Annotated in this window: 20 protein-coding genes; 7 read left to right on the top strand and 13 right to left on the bottom strand. The window is 51.8% G+C overall.

Features of this window, described 5'->3' with window-relative positions; all coding sequences use genetic code 11:
- Positions 1-19 precede the first annotated feature (19 nt).
- Positions 20-2164 (top strand): assimilatory nitrate reductase catalytic subunit NasC, encoded by a 2145-nt coding sequence (nasC, locus tag BM124_RS08725; protein WP_093336862.1) that lies wholly within the window; start codon positions 20-22, stop codon positions 2162-2164.
- A gap of 84 nt (positions 2165-2248) precedes the next feature.
- Here the strand turns inward: nasC and BM124_RS08720 are convergent, their stop codons facing one another.
- The 4 genes from BM124_RS08720 to BM124_RS08705 all read right to left on the bottom strand — a co-directional run bounded on the left by BM124_RS08720 (position 2249) and on the right by BM124_RS08705 (position 5662).
- Positions 2249-2872 (bottom strand): DapH/DapD/GlmU-related protein, encoded by a 624-nt coding sequence (locus BM124_RS08720; protein ID WP_244504284.1) that lies wholly within the window; start codon positions 2870-2872, stop codon positions 2249-2251.
- Positions 2873-3028: 156 nt separating this feature from the next.
- The gene (locus tag BM124_RS08715; RefSeq protein ID WP_093336858.1) at positions 3029-4153 is read right to left on the bottom strand and encodes an MFS transporter; all 1125 of its coding nucleotides are present in this window, start codon (positions 4151-4153) and stop codon (positions 3029-3031) included.
- Between the two features lie 102 nt (positions 4154-4255).
- Positions 4256-4807 carry a TetR/AcrR family transcriptional regulator gene (locus tag BM124_RS08710; protein WP_093336856.1) on the bottom strand — a complete coding sequence of 184 codons (552 nt, stop codon included), beginning with the start codon at positions 4805-4807 and terminating at the stop codon, positions 4256-4258.
- Between the two features lie 396 nt (positions 4808-5203).
- Positions 5204-5662 carry an RDD family protein gene (locus BM124_RS08705; RefSeq protein ID WP_093336855.1) on the bottom strand — a complete coding sequence of 153 codons (459 nt, stop codon included), beginning with the start codon at positions 5660-5662 and terminating at the stop codon, positions 5204-5206.
- 258 nt (positions 5663-5920) lie between these two features.
- On the opposite strand from BM124_RS08705, the gene BM124_RS08700 reads away from it, so the two are divergent.
- On the top strand, positions 5921-6892 hold the full coding sequence (locus BM124_RS08700; protein WP_093336853.1) for a DUF4003 family protein: 972 nt from the start codon (positions 5921-5923) through the stop codon (positions 6890-6892).
- A gap of 327 nt (positions 6893-7219) precedes the next feature.
- Here BM124_RS08700 and BM124_RS08695 read toward each other — a convergent pair whose 3' ends face one another.
- The 6 genes from BM124_RS08695 to BM124_RS08670 all read right to left on the bottom strand — a co-directional run bounded on the left by BM124_RS08695 (position 7220) and on the right by BM124_RS08670 (position 12419).
- On the bottom strand, positions 7220-7882 hold the full coding sequence (locus tag BM124_RS08695; protein ID WP_093336852.1) for a DUF421 domain-containing protein: 663 nt from the start codon (positions 7880-7882) through the stop codon (positions 7220-7222).
- A gap of 448 nt (positions 7883-8330) precedes the next feature.
- Positions 8331-9575 carry a hypothetical protein gene (locus BM124_RS08690; protein ID WP_093336851.1) on the bottom strand — a complete coding sequence of 415 codons (1245 nt, stop codon included), beginning with the start codon at positions 9573-9575 and terminating at the stop codon, positions 8331-8333.
- The gene (locus BM124_RS08685; protein ID WP_170841060.1) at positions 9568-10104 is read right to left on the bottom strand and encodes an RNA polymerase sigma factor; all 537 of its coding nucleotides are present in this window, start codon (positions 10102-10104) and stop codon (positions 9568-9570) included. The genes BM124_RS08690 and BM124_RS08685 overlap by 8 nt, the downstream gene beginning before the upstream one ends.
- Before the next feature lie 213 nt (positions 10105-10317).
- On the bottom strand, positions 10318-10773 hold the full coding sequence (locus tag BM124_RS08680) for a DinB family protein (protein WP_093336848.1): 456 nt from the start codon (positions 10771-10773) through the stop codon (positions 10318-10320).
- A 134-nt stretch (positions 10774-10907) separates the two neighbouring features.
- A complete protein-coding gene (gene chrA, locus BM124_RS08675) occupies positions 10908-12077 on the bottom strand; it encodes a chromate efflux transporter (protein ID WP_093336922.1) in 1170 nt (389 codons plus the stop codon).
- 36 nt (positions 12078-12113) lie between these two features.
- Positions 12114-12419 (bottom strand): PadR family transcriptional regulator, encoded by a 306-nt coding sequence (locus BM124_RS08670; RefSeq protein WP_093336846.1) that lies wholly within the window; start codon positions 12417-12419, stop codon positions 12114-12116.
- Between the two features lie 146 nt (positions 12420-12565).
- Here BM124_RS08670 and BM124_RS08665 point away from each other — a divergent pair, with 146 nt between their 5' ends.
- A complete protein-coding gene (locus BM124_RS08665) occupies positions 12566-13252 on the top strand; it encodes a TVP38/TMEM64 family protein (RefSeq protein WP_093336845.1) in 687 nt (228 codons plus the stop codon).
- A gap of 42 nt (positions 13253-13294) precedes the next feature.
- Positions 13295-13660: a hypothetical protein gene (locus tag BM124_RS18915; protein ID WP_170841059.1), complete on the top strand. Its 366-nt coding sequence runs from the start codon at positions 13295-13297 to the stop codon at positions 13658-13660.
- 253 nt (positions 13661-13913) lie between these two features.
- On the opposite strand, the gene BM124_RS08650 is transcribed toward BM124_RS18915, so the two are convergent.
- The 3 genes from BM124_RS08650 to BM124_RS08640 all read right to left on the bottom strand — a co-directional run bounded on the left by BM124_RS08650 (position 13914) and on the right by BM124_RS08640 (position 16749).
- Positions 13914-14606 carry a phosphatase PAP2 family protein gene (locus BM124_RS08650; RefSeq protein WP_244504283.1) on the bottom strand — a complete coding sequence of 231 codons (693 nt, stop codon included), beginning with the start codon at positions 14604-14606 and terminating at the stop codon, positions 13914-13916.
- 93 nt (positions 14607-14699) lie between these two features.
- The gene (gene cudC, locus BM124_RS08645) at positions 14700-15275 is read right to left on the bottom strand and encodes a choline uptake/conversion transcriptional regulator CudC (protein ID WP_093336841.1); all 576 of its coding nucleotides are present in this window, start codon (positions 15273-15275) and stop codon (positions 14700-14702) included.
- Positions 15276-15303: 28 nt separating this feature from the next.
- Complete coding sequence (locus BM124_RS08640) at positions 15304-16749, bottom strand: MDR family MFS transporter (RefSeq protein WP_093336839.1); 1446 nt, start codon at positions 16747-16749, stop codon at positions 15304-15306.
- Positions 16750-16919: 170 nt separating this feature from the next.
- Here BM124_RS08640 and BM124_RS08635 point away from each other — a divergent pair, with 170 nt between their 5' ends.
- The 3 genes from BM124_RS08635 to BM124_RS08625 are packed head-to-tail and all read left to right on the top strand — an operon-like array spanning position 16920 to position 17635.
- Complete coding sequence (locus BM124_RS08635) at positions 16920-17132, top strand: DUF1659 domain-containing protein (protein ID WP_093336838.1); 213 nt, start codon at positions 16920-16922, stop codon at positions 17130-17132.
- Between the two features lie 39 nt (positions 17133-17171).
- A complete protein-coding gene (locus BM124_RS08630) occupies positions 17172-17390 on the top strand; it encodes a DUF2922 domain-containing protein (protein ID WP_093336836.1) in 219 nt (72 codons plus the stop codon).
- A gap of 56 nt (positions 17391-17446) precedes the next feature.
- Positions 17447-17635, top strand: coding sequence for a YvrJ family protein (locus BM124_RS08625; protein ID WP_093336835.1), 189 nt, complete (start codon positions 17447-17449; stop codon positions 17633-17635).
- The last annotated feature ends 624 nt before the right edge of the window (positions 17636-18259 follow it).

Genomic DNA, 18259 nt, shown 5'->3' with positions numbered 1-18259 from the left:
GCCGGAAGGAGGAAAAATAATGAGTGATCAGATGCTCGCAACGTTCCGCTCGCGCCAGCAGAGTGCGGGAACGGAAAAGGTGTATCACACGCAGTGCCCGTTTTGCAGCATGCAGTGCAAAAAGAAAGTGCTGGAGGAAAAGCAGGGCGGCCGCCTGCGTTACCGGACGATCGGGGTGGACAATCCAACGACGAAAGGACGGCTCTGCGTCAAAGGCAAAAACGCCTACCAGCATGCGGTGCACCCCGAACGTATCACCACTCCGCTGATCAAAGTGGACGGAGAATTTCAGAAAGCCGGCTGGGACGAAGCGCTTGATCTTATCGCGAAAAACTTCCGCGCGCTCCAAGAAGCTCACGGCAAGGACGCCGTGTCGCTGTACGGCGGCGGCTCACTTACGAATGAAGAAGCGTACCTGCTCGGCAAACTCGCCCGCGTTGGATTCGGGACGAAATACGTCGACTACAACGGTCGTTTCTGTATGTCATCAGCCGCATCCGCCGGCACGAAAACATTCGGTCTCGACCGCGGTTTCACGAACCATATCGATCAAATACCCGACGCCAAATGCATCATTCTCGCGGGCACGAATGTCGCCGAATGTCAGCCGACGTTTGTCCCGTATCTTGAGGAAGCGCGCCAGAACGGCTCCTTTCTGATTGTCATCGATCCGCGGGACACGGACACCGCCGCCATGGCCGATCTTCATCTGAAAGTAAAGCCTGGTCAGGACAAACAGCTTGCGCTTTTGATGGAGCACTATATGGTGCAGCACGGCCTGCAGGACGACGCGTTCTGCCGGGAGCAGACGGCCGGTTATGATGATCTTCTGGCACGTCTTGCGGATGTGAATCCAAAAAAGGATGCAGCGGAAACAGGGCTCAGGCTCGAGGATATCGAAGAAGCAGCCTACCGTTTCGCCTCCGCCCCTACCGGCATGATCCTGACCGCACGCGGCATCGAGCAGCAGGTCGACGGCCACGACACCGTGCGGCACTTTCTGCATCTGCTTTTACTGACCGGCAAGATTGGAAAATACGCGTGCGGTTACGGAGCGGTGACCGGTCAGGCGAATGGTCAGGGCGGCCGCGAACACGGCCAGAAAGCCGACCAGCTTCCCGGCTACCGCTCCATCGAAAATCCCGAGCACCGCCGCTGGATTGCAGATGTGTGGGGGATTCAGGAATCGGACCTGCCGGGAAAAGGAGTATCCGCCTACGAAATGATGGAGCGGATGGATGAAGGAGAGATTCAGGCACTGCTGTTGATCGGCTCCAATCCGGTCGTCTCCAACCCGAATGCCAACCTTGTGCACCGCGCCTTTTCGTCGGTGTCGTTCATGGTGGCAGCGGAGATGTTTATGACCGAATCGGCAGCGTACGCGGATGTGATTCTTCCCACGAGCTCCTATCTGGAGGATGAAGGAACACTGACGAATGTGGAAGGCCGCGTTACCCTGCGTGAAGCATCCAGGGAGCTGCCGGGAGAGTCCCGCCACGACTGGCAGATCATGATGGCTGTGGCAGAGGTGATGGGAAAAGGTGAGTTTTTTTCCTACAGCACTGCCGAGGATATTTTCAACGAACTCCGGCTCGCGTCCCGCGGCGGCAAAGCCGATTATTACGGCATCACGTATGACCGGATCCGGCGGCAGTCCGGTGTGTTCTGGCCCTGTCCGTCCGAAGACGCGGATGAATCGGAAACGCTGTTCACCGACTCCTTCGCGACGGAAGACGGACGCGCCCACTTTCTCACGGAACCGACGGCGGAGGAAGGAGCGAAAGAAACCGTCGACGCGGCGTATCCGCTCTATCTCACGACCGGGCGCACGATGAGCCACTATTTAACCGGCGAACAGACACGCCGGAGCTTCCGGCTCGCCGCGCGCGAATTCGAATCATACGTCACGGTCCATCCTGACACTGCCCGCGACTACGGCGTGCGTTCCGGCGAACTCGTCACGCTCACCTCCCGACGCGGCACCGCCGTCCTGCGCTGCGTCGTATCCGGTGATGTGCGGCGCGACACACTGTTTGCCCCGATGCACTGGGGCGGGCGGCAGAACATCAACCGCCTCATTGACAGCACCCTCGACCCGGCCTGCCGCATGCCCGGCTTCAAACGCGCCGCCGTCTTTCTGAAAACAGCGCGGCCGGAAGCATAACGAAAAAGAACGCCCGGCGGGAGAAGCCATCTCCGGGGACGTTCTGAGCGGGCTGTGTGTTCCAAATCGCGGAAGGGGCACCTTTTATGTTTCATCGGTTTCGATCGTTTTCATTATTTTCGCCGGAACGCCGCCTGCGGTCACGTTGGCCGGCACATCTTTGGTCACGACGGATCCGGCGGCAATGATCGAACCGTCTCCAATCGTCACCCCGGGCAGTACAGTCACATTCGCGCCGAGCCAGACGTTCTCTCCGATGCGGATCGGAGCAGGGTGCATCGTTCCACGGTTATTGGGGTTTTCATCATGATTCAGCGTCGCCAGCACGGTGTTGTGCCCGATCAGCGCTCCATCCCCGATCGTGATACCGCCCTGATCCTGGAAACGGCATCCGGAATTAATAAAGACATTCTTCCCTATCTCCATGTTTTTCCCGCAGTCGGTGTAAAACGGCGGAAACATCGCAAAGCTGCTGTCAACCGGATTTCCGGTCAATTGGGACATAAGCTCCCGCACCTGCTCCGGAGGCTGATATTTTGTGTTGAGCTCCGTCGTCACCTGCAAGGCCTCCTGGGACAGCTGGTGCATCAACTGATGAACCTCGGAGCCCCCTTCCACCGTCCCGCCCCGGTTCAAATGCGCCAAAAACTCTTCCATCTCCATGAATGATTCTCCTCCTTCACCAAAGATAACCTGTTTAATCCCCATTATACCCCTTTCCGTTCACTGGAACGCAACAAATGTGTTTCTTTTGCTGTGCAGGGCTTGTGCGGGGCACTCTACGCGGATGGGACGGTGGATATCAACTGATGTCTAAGAGGCACAACTTGGTTTCGGGATGGTAAATGTGTCGGTTAGAGATACTTAATCCGTTTTATATTGAAAAACCATGGACAAATAACCGATAACAGAAGCCGCAAGAAAGAGAATTTGGTAGCCGAACAGATCAGCGGTCATTCCAGCTAAAATGGATCCCGCCGCCTGCCCAAAGGCAAGGACTAAGAACGGCACCCCTAATCCAAGAGAAGGGTTAGTCCGAAACACCGATACTCCCCACACGATTAACACTCCGGTCATGAAAACATACGAGCTTCCAAAAAGAAACGGGGACAAAAATCCAATGACAGCATTGCCGGGATAAATCCCTAATAAAAAGGATGACGTGGAAATCGCTGCTGCCGAAATCCTGAATGCATGTCGAATGCCGAACCTATTAATAAAAACACCAGCAGTTCCTCCCAATAAACCAGCCAGACCAATAATGATCCACAGCCAATCCCCCAAATAAGCAGGTACATTCTCCAGGGACAAGATGAAGTCTCTTGAAAATGTCCAATAGGCAGCACATGACAGTCCCAGCAGTAAGGATGCCGAAATCAGCTGCAGGGACTGCTTTCCTGCATTCCCGATAGTATCTTGAGGAAGTTTCTTTTCGACTGTTTGATGACGGGGAAGCACATTGTAATTAATGACCAGCACTACCACAGCAATAGCCATAAAAATGACGTACGTTATCCGCCAGCTGTCGACCATCATCATCGCAACAGCTCCGGTAAATGCCGTACCTATGCTTGTACCTGAATTGATCCAGGAATTCGTCTGGTTTTGTACTTTTGATGTCACATTTTTACTTACAATATCGGCATACGGCGGAGAAGACAACCCCGTACTCATTCCCGCTAAGAATATACCCAATCCGAGCACGACAGGGTTCATCGAAATGGAGATAGCGCCTAGTCCTATAATAGATAATAAGCCTGCAGCGATAAGAATAACCCTGGAAGTCACTTTATGAGAAAATACCATGGCTGCTGCTATGGCAATACAATAGGCAACATAGGATAAAGAGGAAATCACGCCGCTCGTGGTTTGATTCATATTGATCGTTTCATTAATATATGGAAGCATCAGTCCGTAACTAAACCGGGATAAACCATATGTTACAGCAATCATAGGCAGACCCGCGAATATTAGTTTGTTAGCATTCATTTTACTCATCTCCTTTTTATTGAACGTTCAATCAATATATAGGCAAAAAATAAGAGCCATCAACATATATTATTACTGATGCTCTTTTTACTCATTCTAATATCACATATCAGTATACAGGTTTTTCGCTAAAATACCGGCGGTTTCTTCTACTTCTTCCAGACTGGATATTTGGGCTGCGGATGTTATTCCTTCCAGTATCATGAAGAGCTGTTTTCCCACTGTGCTGGAAGCACCAAACAGCTGTACATCCTTTTCCATAGTATTTAACATTCTTTGTTTATGTCCTTTACTTATCGCCGCAATCTCTTCGTTGATTCCTTCATATTCCTGTTTTGCCCTCAAAAATAAACATCCATTGAAACCATCATTTTTTAACCAATCCATGTGCGCTTTAATAAGGGAGTCCACATATGTGGTAAGACTATTTTCTCTATTTATTTTCTCATCTAAAAACTGAATATACCGCTCCCCTCTTCGCTTTAATATTTCCTGCGTCAAAATTTCCTTTGATTGGAAATGGTAATACATTGTCATAGGCGCCACGCCTACTTGATCTAAAATGCTTTTCACTCCAACAGCATGAAACCCGTGCTGATAAAATAAGCTTTCAGCGGTATCCATAATTATTTCTTTTTTTGATGCACTCTTCATAGAGGCCTCCCCGTTTATTTATTGAACGTTCATTATAAATAACCTTAACACGTTTCCATCCATATTACAATATAATCAGAAATCTTTATGCATGTATATCTTAAGATTAAACCAACCCGTTTTACATCAAGTATGAAAAAATAACACATATTGTTTTTTTCGGAAGATGAGTGGGCGTAGTCTACGATACATAATGACAGCCGGGCGCTAAAGATCACATTCCAGTTCTGACGTGCCTGAAGTGCATTTTAAAATGGAGCTGGAGGGCACATATTGCCGGCCGGGCTGGAAGTGTGTCGGTTAGAGACATTTCGCGCGGTGGAATGTCTCTAAAATGGAGGTTGCGGACACTTTCATCGGTTTTTCCATAGTGTAAGGTCTGTCTCTCCCCATTTTCTATGTATTCTTATTTGCCGGCGTGTGGTATTTTTCTACTTCTTTATTCATTTTATCCTTCGTTTTCACCACGTACGTTCCGGCGATAAAGTCATGAATCGCTTTGCGGTCTTCGCGGAGCCCGACCATAAACGCGCTCACGATGAGCCCGATGCCGATTGTAAATACGTAGATTAACCATGCCACGATTTCACGCATCACCATCGTGATAAGTGTCACATCCTCACCAGAATCTTTTACAATGCGGATCCCAACAAGCCGCTTGCCGATCACGTAGCCGTGCCAGAACACCGGCACCAGAACAAGATATAACAGGCTGAACAAATCGGTGATATTCCATGCTTCCCGGTAAAACTCCCCGTATATCAGCCATGTCATCATACTGAAAACAGCCCCTATAATTAAGGAATCAAGAATAGATGCACCCAATCTGAGTCCGAATCCTGCCCGTTCTTCCATCACGGTATCCTCCTTCCATCATCTTGTTATTTTCTTACTGCCATCCCCGCTATGATAACAAAGGAAAGCAGAACCACCCCAACGCCGAGAAGCAGTGAAATCATACTCAGCCCCCTCCCTTCTCCTTTTCATTACGAAGCAACTCTTCTCATTGTTTCAATATTCTGGTTTTCCTGCAATGATTTTAACTAAAATCGAAACCATCCCTGCTTTCTATCGTAGAATAAGGTAGAACAGTACGTGAAAGGAGTCGGGACGATGGTTTCGTCGAAAATCGAGCAGTACGTGGATGATTATGAAACGTTGAAAAAAGCGCTTCGCTGGAAAGTGTTTGATGACCTGGTGATCATGAATACGGCGTCGATCTATGTGATGAACGGGCGTACGCTTGATACGGCGCGGTTTCTGGAGCTTGCGGAGCAGCTCAAAAAGCGGTCGGGGATGTTTTCGTCGATGAATTCCCCTCCGCGGTTCACGATGGCGGGGATGCTGGATGCGTCGATGGAGGATGCGGAGGCGTCGGTGCCGGAGCTTTTCCGCGTGTATCAGATTCTAAAGGATCATCATTTCCGCAGCGGCGCTTCGACGTACATGGCAGCGTTTACGGTGATGAAAAACAGCGCGCCTTCGGAGGAGACCGCGCGGCGGACGATGGATCTTTTTCAGAAAATGAAAAAAGAGCATCCGATGCTGACCGATGCCAACGATTATCCGCTGGCGGTGCTTTTGGCGATGGAAAAAGAAAACGACATGGTGGAGAAAATCGAAACATGTTATGACGCGTTGAAACGGGAGGGGCTGACGTCCGGGAACCACCTGCAGTTTCTCAGCCACATTCTGACGCTTGGCAGCGAAGGGCAGCCGCAGCAGGCCGCGGGCCGGTCGGCGGAGATGATGGAGACGTGGAAACAGTCCGGCTGGAAAGCGAAAACGATGTACTATCCGGTGATCGGTGTATTGTCGCTGCTGCCGGATGAGCTTATCGATATGGAAGCAATTCATGAAATGGCCGGGCAGCTGAATGAGACGAAGGCATTGAAGCGGAGCAAAGATATGAACATACTGGTCGCCGCTACTTTCTTTATCAGCGACCATATTGAAGAGGCCGGCCTCGCGGAAGCGGGTCTGCACACCTCGGTGGAAGCGATCATCCAGGCCCAGCAGACCGCGATGATTGCCGCGGTATCAGCCGCGGCCGCCTCATCCTCCGCTGCCACTTCTTCGAATTAATTTCCCGGCGGGGCAGGCTGCCGGTTGCGTACACTTTGAATTTCGAAATGGCTCTAACCGCGGGGTTATTGATATAATGATGGCTGACATGTCCGGTAAAAATTTTTACCGGACATTTTCAACGGAAAAACCCGTGAAAGTGTCCGTAAACCACACTTTAGAGACATGTTGCCGCATCAAATGTTTTTAACCGGCACACTTAACGTCCGAACGGCAGCGTGTGCCCTCCAGTTCCACTCTAAAGTGCACTTCAGGCATTCCGGAACTGGATGGTGTCCTTTTAGATTCCAGCTGCCGGTAAGCATGATGACCCGCAGCCCGCTGTCTTCATTGTTTCCTGGAAAAATACAGACTGCCGTCCTGCTCGACCTCCGCGTAAAACACATCGGACACCTGCTGCAGCCCGGCGTTCTTCATGTCACGAAGCACCTCTTCGCGGGAAAGGTCGAGTTTGTCCATATTAGCCGCATTCCATCGTCCGTCGGAAATGATTTCGGTCGGAAGGATGGGGAATTTGGTGGGACCGGCGGCGCGCTCCGCGTCTTTTTTCTTCATCACGGACAGGCTGCCGTCGGTCTCGAGGACGGCAAAGGCCACCTCCGATACGGCAAACGCGTTTTTCTGCCGGAGCATGCCTTTCAGCGCCTCCACGTCGAGACGCACGCGGCGCAGCCCATCCTCCATGATTTCTCCCTGGTGAATGAGAAGAATGGGATTCCCTTCCATTAGATGACGGGCTTTACGGGAATGCAGATCAACCAGTCCGAACAGAATGGTCAGGGCGGACCACACAACGAGTGCTGTCATCCCGTTAAGAAGGCTGAATGTGTCACTGGCGATGAGATTGGCGGCAATCGAACCGATGGCAATGCCGGAGATAAAATTGAAAAACGTGAGCTGCCGCATCTCCTTGCGCCCCATGATCCGCGTGAGAATAAGCAGCGCAAAAAACGCACACACCAGCCGCAGCAGAAGTTCTGTTATAGACAACACGACCACTCCTTTTTTACTTAGTATGGCTGGAAGACCGGGAAACCATACAACCGAACCTTTTGGCAGACACTTCGGAAGCCAAAATGGCTCTAACCCGGGTTTTACAGACACTTTAATGGCTGATATGTCCAGTAAACATTTTTACTGGACATATTTTATAGAAAAACCAAGGAAAGTGTCTGTAAGCCCCCTTTTAGAGACATTCCGCCGCGTCAAATGCCTCTAACCGACACAATTCCCACCCGGACGGAAGCGTGTGTCTTCCAGGTCCACTCTAAGGTGCCCTTCAAGCATTCCGGAACTGGATGGCTAACCTCCACAATCCCAGGCGCCGGGAGAGATTATGGGGCCGAGCGGGCATCCCCAAAACATCATAAAAAGACTGCTCCGCCCGGCGGAACAGCCTTTTTGGTGCGCCTGATAGCCAACCCTGTGATGTCCATTATCAAATCGTCCATTCATCATTCACGAGAGCCACCACTTTCCATGCGCCGCTCTCGTCCTGTTTCATCACCACATTCAAAGCGGACCAGTTCATCTGCGCGCTCTCCCCGGACCCTTCGACGTAGAATTCAACAACTGTCGCATCGGGGAACACGTCCTGAATATTATTCTGCATGCTGCCGCGCTGCGCGATTTCTCCGACGTTCATTTCATCCGGATCACTCAACCCGGGATCATAGATATACTCTTCATAATACGCGCTCGGCGTCATCTCGATCGGACGGCCGCTTCCGTCCTGTGTGCCCCACACGTGCTGCTGTTCATTCTGGAAAAACGATTCGATCTCCTCCGCCTGAAACACCTGGGCTTCGTCTTCCCTCACATACACATACGGAGAAAAGAGCACCCCTTCCTGCGGATGAACAAGCTCGGAAAGACGCGTCCAATCCTGACTGATCAAATAATCCACTACCGACTGCGCGGCAGACGCCGCAGCCTCTTCGCCGCTGCCGGCATTTTCCCCGGCGGTATTGCCCTCATCAAGCTGTGTCGAAACGATATCATCAAGAATCCAGCGGTCTCCGTTATACACCGCATGATACACCATCTCTACATGACCGAGCATCTCATTGCTGCGCTCCTGCACGATGCGTACGTGGTCCTCGGCTTCCTGCTCCAGCGTAAACGATTGATCCTCCTGCAGCCACGTCGGCGCATCCATCGCCACAACATACACCGACCCATTCTGCATTCTGAAATAAGAATCCGTCATCGACTGAGCCAGCTCCTCCGACATCACCTTCTCAAAATGCTGCCGGACACCGTCAAGCGACTCATACGATGCCACGCGCTGACTATCCGTATCATTCACGAGCGTCTCAAACGACTCACGGTAGGACGTCATCACCTCCACCGCGCGCTCCTCCGTCAACGCAGGCGGCGTCTCATCTTCCGGTTCCGCGGGTGCCTCCTGCATGCCGGCATCCGGGGACTCCTGCTCCTCATCCCCCGGTGCCGTCCCCGTATGACCGGGCCCCGGCGCCGTACCCTGCTGGCTCATCACAAGCATAGCCGCGATGCCCGCCGCCGCAAGCGTGCCGCCAAACGTATACATCCGCCGCCGGGACGTCCGTTTTTTCGACCTTTTCTCCACGCCCTGAATAATCTCATCAGGACCCTTCGAATCCGGCATATTCCGGTAACCATCCTCAAGTTCCTTCATGCGCTCCTCAAACGACTTACTCATCACGTTCCCCCTCCTTTTCCATCGCGGCTTTCAATTTCTTTCTCGCCCGCATCACCTGCGACTTCACACCAGACTCCGACGTCCCCGTCACCCGGCTGATCTCCGCAAACGTCTGATGGTGAAAATAATGGAGCACCAGCGGCACCCTGTACCTCTCATCCAGCCCCTGAATCAAATCATGAAGCTCCATCGCCTCCTCACTCACCTTTAGCACCTCATACGCATGATCCGGCGTCGTCTCCTTCACTCTCTCTATCTTGCGGCGCTGCCGTTTCTGCTTACGCATCATGTCCCTTGCGGTGTTCAACGTAATCGAATACAACCACGTCGTAAACGTCCCACCCGAAAAACTCCCAAGCGACCGATACACCTTCAAAAACACTTCCTGCGTCACATCATCTATCTCATCCGGCTTCACCCCGATCTGATACGCAAACCGCTGCACCGTCTGATAATACCTATGCACCACATCATGAAACGCTTCCTTATTTCCGCTGCGGGCAAGCTCCACCGACTCCTCACCGGTCATGACTCTCCCCCCTTTGTTAGTCCTTCTACCTATGTAACGACACCAACCCGGAAGCAGTCCCAAATCCTTGAGAAAAAAATCTAACGAAGAAAGCGCTCCTGGCATGGATACCTGCTCCACCCAAAAACCATAATACCGCAAAGCGCAGCCCCCTGCAAAAAAAGAGGCCCCGATTCGTCCCGGGACCTCTGGCTGCACAATATAACGTCCATGTTAAGGTGTTTTGGTGAAAAAAGGAAGGTCTTCCACCCCGGCGGTGCGGGCGTAAGTGTAGAGCTGTCCTTTGTGATGGATTTCGTGATCGATGGCGTTCGTCAAAAAGAAATGGCCGGGTTCGTTCATGCCCATCATATCAAAGGTCTGCTCCAGATCGTCGTCGGAAAGCATCTGGAGTTTTTCATCGGTTTTGGCCGTAAAATCTTTCACGTGCGCGAGCACATCACTCATCGTCGAAAAAGACGGGGTGTCTGCCATGCCCGGCGAACCACCGCTGACCACCTCGGCAAACATGTGGGTGGAAGCGGCCGTGTGCGCGGCAAGCTTTCCAAACGGCATCGCGCCCTCCCAAGGCGCAAAATCGACGTTCACATCCGCCGATGCTTCGATAAGGTCCTCCAATACCCCGCGGTGACGCATCCATCGTGCTCTGATTGCTTCTGCCTGACTCATCGGTAATCCTCTCCTTTATTTCTGCGCGGTATGATGTTCGTTTCTTTCTTTATGTTCCACTTTCTTTCAGCAGAAAAACGTCCTGTTTCCATTTTTTATTACAGCTTTTCCTTCTCGTCTGGATCACTTTCTGTTTAAAGGCCGCTGAAGTGAAGGATGTATCCGCCAGCGACGCCTAGAATCACGATCATCCAGGCCGGTACTTTCCAGACGTTCAAGAGCGCAAACAAGACGAGGCCGAGCGCGAAGTCGCCGGTGTCAAAGATGGAACTCTGCACGACCGGGTCGTAAAACGCAGCGAGCAGGATGCCGACCACGGCGGCATTGACGCCCATGAGAACAGCCTGAAATGATACGCGCCGGCGCAGTTCATTTAAAAACGGCAGCGCGGCCGTAATAAGCAGAAACGACGGCAGAAAAATCGCGATTGTGGCGGTGACGGCGCCGCCAATGCCCTGCATCATCGTGCCGAGGTAACTTGAAAAGGTGAACAGCGGACCCGGCACCGCCTGCGCCATCCCGTAGCCGGCGAGAAACTGGTCCGCTGACAGCAGGCCCAGCGGCACGAGTTCGCGTTCGATCATCGGCAGGACGACGTGGCCGCCGCCGAACACGAGCGCCCCGACGCGGAAGAAGATGTCAAAGATCCGCACGAGCGGGTTTTCCATCGCGCCCGAGAGAACCGGCAGCAGCACGAGAAGAAGCAGCAGTATACTAAGCGAGATCAGGCCGGCTTTTTTGGAAAGACCAGTGTCAAAGGATTCGAGCGTGGATTCGGCTTTGTTTTGAAACAACGTCCAGCCCGCGATCCCGGCTGCGGCGATGACGAGCAACTGGACCCAGGCGGATGGAAAGAGCAGCATTACGACCGCGGCCGCCACCGCCATCCCTTTCCGCATGCCGTCCGGAGCAAGTTTGCCTCCCATGCCGAGGAGTGCATGCAGAACGACAGCTGCTGCCACGACTTTCAGGCTCTGAATAAAAACCGCGTCTTCAAGCGAAAACGTCTGGTACAAGAGCGCAAACACGATCAGCACAATCACCGACGGCAGCGTAAAGCCGAACCACGAGACGAGCCCTCCCACGAAGCCGCCCCGCAGCATCCCGATCGACATTCCGACCTGGCTGCTCGCCGGGCCGGGTAGAAATTGACAGACTGCGATCAAATCGGCGTACGTTCTGTCATTCAGCCATTTTTTGCGGTCGATGTATTCCTCCTTGAAATAAGCCAGATGCGCAACCGGCCCGCCAAACGATGTCAGGCCCAGTTTCAGGGACGTCCATAAAATCTCCAGCAGCGTCATGATACGATGTTTTTCCGTCACGGTTTCCTTCCCCCATCACTTGATTTCTTTGAATAACTCATAAGCTTTCACGCGTGCTTCCTTCATCACCTCCACCCCCTGGCCGGTTGCACCGTAATACTTTCGGATATGGCCTTCCACCTTGATTTCTTTTTTGTAAAGCAGGCCGTCCTTCTCCATCTGGTGCAGAATCGGGTACAGCGTGCCCGCGCTGATGTCATAGCCGTGTCCCTTTAGTTCCTCGAGCATCCACGACCCATAAATCCCTTCTTTATCCGCATGATAAAGAATATGGATGTGAATAAAACCGAGAAACAGTTTCCGTAAGATTTTATTTTCCAACCTGTCATCCCCTTTGATATCGAAATCCGATATCGCATTTCGATATTAGTGTATATCTTTCCTTTTTAAATGTAAAGATGTTATAATACTTTCATTTATGTAGGAAGTAAGGGACAGCGCTGAACAGCAGCAAACTAAAAAGTTTTTTGATAAAAATCACGGTTCTTCTCATCCTGGCGGCGTTTCTTGTCGTGATGAACCACTTTGTTTTCCAAATCAAACCGGAGGACATTAAAGCAGCGGTTGAAGAACTGGACGGAGCCGCTCCGTTTATCTTTCTCGGAGCGTTTCTCCTCCGCCCTCCGCCCTTCACCCTGCTGCCGCTCTCCATCATCGCCGTGTCGTGCAGCCTCGTCTTTGGTCCGGTGCTCGGTTTCGTCTACATCGTGACCGGTACCGTGCTCGGCGCGGCGGCTTCGTTTTACGCGCTCCGGACGTTTGCAGGCGGCGGGAGCCTGGAGGATAACGGCAGGGAAAACCTGCTCGCTGTGAAAGAAAAGATGGAGGAGAATGGATTCGAAGCCATTTTGATGCTGCGGCTGCTGCCGGTGCTGAATTTCGATCTCCTGACCTACATCTCTGCCAAAACAGAGGTAGGATTCTGGAAATTTCTTTTTGCCACCGCGATTGGAACCATCCCGGGATCTCTTATGTTTGGCGTCTTTGGGTCGAGTCTGTTATCGTTAAAACCGGTAAATCTGCTTTTTCTCGGAACACTGGCTGTCATCCTTTCGATGCTTGGCTGGATCATGAAGAAAAACATCGAGCAGCAGATCGACACCGAGACGCTGAAGGAAGAAGTTCAGGCGATTCGGCGGGAAGCCCGTGCTTAAAAACAGAAAAAACAGGGAAACTTTGTGGAAGGGGTGAGACACATGGCAGATGAACAGCAAAATGAAAATCAGGAATTCGATAAGCTCGACGACGAAGAAGAGCAAAATGAACGGCGGGACGAAGAGGAAGAAAACGAGGAACTGGACGAAGAGTCAGAGGAATCCGAAGAAGATGAGGACGATGAGGAAGAAGAAAAAAAATCGTCCGAACCAGATGTCGGCAAATCTCTGTTCACCATCGGACAGCAGGTATCCTATAAAAACAAGGCGTGCACCGTCATCAATGAGTACGAGCGCAGCCTTTGTATCGAATACAATCACTTCCCTTTTTTGGAAGAAAATGAAGAAGACTTCCCGTACCGCCGGGAAATCATACGTAAAGGCGAAGCTGAAGCCCCTGTGGAATAACTCTTTCGGGGTAAAAACGCAACAGGCCGGACGATTGATGAAAATCGCCCGGCCTGTTTTCTTTGTTATGCAGGGAAAAACGCCGCGTGCAGCGGTTCATGATGACGTTTGGCATGCCTGCGGACGGCTTAAACGTAACCATGACGTCTCCATGGTTGCGTTTGCCGCTGTTTTTTCTCCCCTAAACGTCACTCGGACGAGCGCCCAACGACGTTGGCACGAAAAATCGGTGTCTAAACGTCGTTATAATCCTCTACGCTCTCCGTTTTTTTCTCCACAAGGAGAATTCCAGTACGAGCAGGCAGACGGTGAGCCAGCAGAGACCGAGGGAGAAGCCGCCGATCACGTCGGTGATATAGTGCACGTTCAGATACACCCGGCTGAATCCGATCAGCAGGGTGAGAATCACAAGGGCGCTGTTCACCAGCCATTTCGCTGTGCGCGGCATCGAGCTTCGAAGCACGAGATAGACGATAAACCCGTAGAACACGATCGGGCCGGTGGAATGGCCGCTTGGAAAACTGAAGCCTGTCCCGTCGTGCTGCTGCAGCACATCGGGGCGCTGCCGTTCAAGGATGAGCTTCAGGGATTTCGTCAGTATGCTGATGCCGATCATCGCCACGGCAAAGTAAAGAAGGCGCCACCACTTCCTGCGGTAGGCAAAAAACATGAATGCCGCCAGCAGGATCGACCCTGTCGTGAGCCAGGCTACCGATCCAATTTCGGTGATGACAGCCATCGCCGTGTCGAGCCAGCCGGTCCGAATCGATGCCACGGCATCGGCCGTCATGCGGTCGAGCGCGAATTTCTCCTGCTCGGCCACCTCATCGGCCAGTTCGACAAAGATATAAAACGAGCCGCCGATGGCAATCAGTGCTGCCATAATAGCAAGAAAAGCCTGGACGACCGGCCTCGAAAGTTGTTGGGACGTAAAGGACAGCATCATTATGTTCCTTTCTCCGGTTGATAAATCATTTAGTATATAGAACTTTATCCGCTTCCAGCCGGTGTTAAACGAAAAAAATGATGCCCGCACCGGTTACTTCCCGCTGAAATTCCCTTTCCCGGGTTTTATGTCATCCACCGGAAGCAGGTCGAAAATCTCGCCGGACTCCATCGCGCCGACCAGCTTCTGCAGCCAGTAACAGTATTTCTCGTACTCCTGCAGCTGCTCGAGATCCTTTTGTGCTCTCTCCAGCAGATACGCATCCGTCTCCTCATCTTCGAGCACCTCCAGCAGCTCCTCCTGTGCCTCATGGATCGCATAAAGGTTCAGCTCGGCTTCTCTTTTCCATTTATTCCCGAAAAAACGGGTGAAATAATTGAAGAAATCTTTCTCTGCTGTGAAATGGTCTTTGCGCGACCCTTTCTGCCAGGTCTTGCGTACAATCTGGATATCCTGCAGATTGCGCACCGCGGTACTCATGCTCGGTTTTGTCATCCCGAGTTCGTCTTTCATTTCATCCAGCGTCATCGAATCGTGTTTAAAGTACATCGTCGCATAAAGACGGCCGATGGACGGGGTGATGCCATACAGATCCATCGTTTCGGCGATGGCGCTGATCACTTCATTTTCGGCGTCTTGTACTTTTGATTCCGCGGATTGTTGTCTCACTAGAATCCCTCCACCCTGTATTGTATCATCACGATTGTTTGAGCGCTCTTCTCCGCTGGGTTTCTGCGTCCCATTCTTCATCCGTCGGCGGCGATGTCCGCTGGAGCTTGAGCGACAGCAGCAAGGCTCCCGCTGTCAAAACAAAAAGGACACCAAATGCCACTTTCGCACCGAAAATATCAGCATGTTCCACCGCCGGCCAGCTTCCCGCCGACTGCTGCGCGGTTGTCATCGTCGTGACAAGAAGCGCCGTTCCGATGGAAGCCGCCAGCTGGCGGGTAGTGTTTGTCACCGCGGCACCGTGCGGGATCAATTTGGACGGGATTTCATTTAAACCTTCCGTGTTGACCGGCATCATGACCATTGAAAATCCGAACATCCGCACCGCGTACAATACGGCGAGGATAACCATCGGTGTCGCGGTCCCGATAAACATGAAACCAAGTGTCGACACCGACATCAGAATAAAACCTGGAATGGCAAGCGCCTTCGCTCCGACTTTGTCAAAAATACGGCCGGTCACCGGCGACATGAGTCCTGCGATCAACGCCCCGGGCAGCAGCACAAGCCCCGATTCCACAGCTGTAAAATCACGCATGTTCTGCATGTACAGCGGAATCAATGTCTCCAGACCGATCAACCCGACAAAGCCGACCATACAGATGATGGTTGAATACGTGAAAATGCGCTGGCGGAACACCCGGAACTCCAGCATCGGATTCGGCACGTGGAGCTGCCGCCGGATGAAAAAGAACACAAGCAGCATGCCGCCAAACAGGGTGATCAGTGTGAGTGGATTGCCCCAGCCGTTGTTTCCGGCGCTCGTGAAACCGTACAGCATACCGCCGAAACCGAGTGTGGAAAGGGTAATCGACACCGGATCGACTTTCGGGTTTTTCAGTTCCGTCACATTGCGCATCACAAAATAAGCAACGACAATCATGATCAGCGCAAGCGGCACAATGCCCCAGAACAACAGGCGCCAGTCATAGTTCGTCGTGACCCAGCCGGAAACCGTCGGACCAATCGCCGGCGCAAACGAAATGACAAGACCGATGTAACCCATCGCGGCCCCGCGTTTTTCCACCGGGAAAATAAGTAGAAAAATTGTCTGCATGAGCGGCAGCATGACGCCCGCTCCGGCCGACTGGATGACCCGGCCCGTAATCAGAAACGGAAAATTGGTAGCCAGGCCGCCAACAAAAGTCCCCACCGCAAACACGCTCATCGCCGTCAGAAACAGCTGCCGGGTCGTAAATTTTTCCATCAAAAAAGCTGAAACCGGTATCATAATCCCATTAATCAACATGAACACCGTCGTCAGCCACTGGGCGGTGTTTTCACTGATATTCATTTCCTGCATAATCGGCGGGATGGCCGTTATCATTAATGTCTGGTTCAAGATTGCCACAAACGACCCTGCGATTAACAGCGCAGCAATCACCACGCGGTTGTAGCTCACTTCTTCACTCATTTTTACCCGTATCTCCTCTTATTCGTTCTTTCTACGTGAATATTTCATTATACGCTTGTTACGAAAGAGTATCAAACCAGGATACTCCTTTTTCTATCATTCTATGTAACAGCTCCCCCCCCCTTTTCCCTATTTTTCCTTATATATAACGTGAAAGGAGGTGAAAGCCTATGGCTGAAATGATCAACTCTCGTCTCACCCTTGAATTCAACGCCGGTATGGACGAAACCGGGGAGACTGTATTCAAGCAGAAGAATTTCAACAACGTCAAACCGGAAGCGGCGGATCCTTCGCTGTTGACCGTCGCCACAGCCCTCGGGCAGCTTCAGGAGCTGCCTGTCACCGCGGTCACCCGCACAAACGAGTACGACATTACCGAATAAAGGCATGTGTGAAAAAAATAAGAAAAGGAGGCTGCGCGCATGAGTAAGCGAATCGAACTGCGTTTTTCCAATGAAGAAGGCCGGAATGTCACGGTTTCTGTGGATGCTCCGGTGGACCCGGCAGATCCGCAGGCGGTGGAAGCGGCGATGGATGCGGTGCTGAACGAAGACGTGTTTTTCTCGACAGGCGGAAGCATCACCGCCAAACGGGACGCCCGTATTGTGGAACGTACCGTCGACACGGTGTTTGAATTATAAACCAGAGAAGACCGGCTGATGGGGCCGGTCTTTCTTTTTGGAAAGGAGGTGGCGGTATGGATGTGTGGCTCAATGCCGTAGGGGAATACGGCATCAGCACGGTGATCGCGTTTTACCTCCTGCACCGGATGGAGAAAAAACTCGACACCCTGATCTATGTCGTCCAGGCCCGGGAGCAGGCAGAGACAGCAGCCGTCCGCCCTGTTACTCTTGAGTCCCATGAAAAAACAACGCCGCTTCAGTAACAAGCACTCCCGGCCGGGTTGGCCGGGAGTACTTTGTTTTATTCTACGGATCACAATGGTCCGGGCTGTTGCACATTGTGACGCCTGGACCGGCGCAAACACCCACAATCATGAGCTTGGATCAAAAAAGTGACGCTTAGATGCCGTCTAAGCGTTACAATACCAAAATATTTTTTCCAAAGTGCACTTTAGAAGAAATTCTTTTACGGATACGTTCCGCCGCAAAATGTCCGTTATCTTTGGTTACTGGACAATCTGCCTGGGAAAATGTCCGTTATTTTTACATTACAGACATTTTCCCGCCCGAATCCCGTAAAAATGTCTCTAATCCTGATTTTACGGACATATCACATGTCAAATTGTCCATTATTGTGACATAGCGTGCGCTCCACTCCAGCTTTCAAAGGACATAACTCCCGGACGATTAAAAGCTGAGCTGGATGGGAAAGCTTTTCAGGCCGTTATGAATGAAATGATACCCAATATAGTGAAAAGAATATAGATGCCTGCAATAATGGCAAGCGCGATGAGAATTTTTCTAACCATTCAATTATCATCTCCATTCATCTATTTTAGAACCACTTCCGTAACGTTGATCCATCGCCCCTTAATTCATCCGTCCGA

The organism is Salibacterium halotolerans, assembly GCF_900115625.1.
Classification (GTDB): domain Bacteria; phylum Bacillota; class Bacilli; order Bacillales; family Marinococcaceae; genus Salibacterium; species Salibacterium halotolerans.
This window is presented reverse-complemented; position numbering and strand designations above follow the sequence as displayed.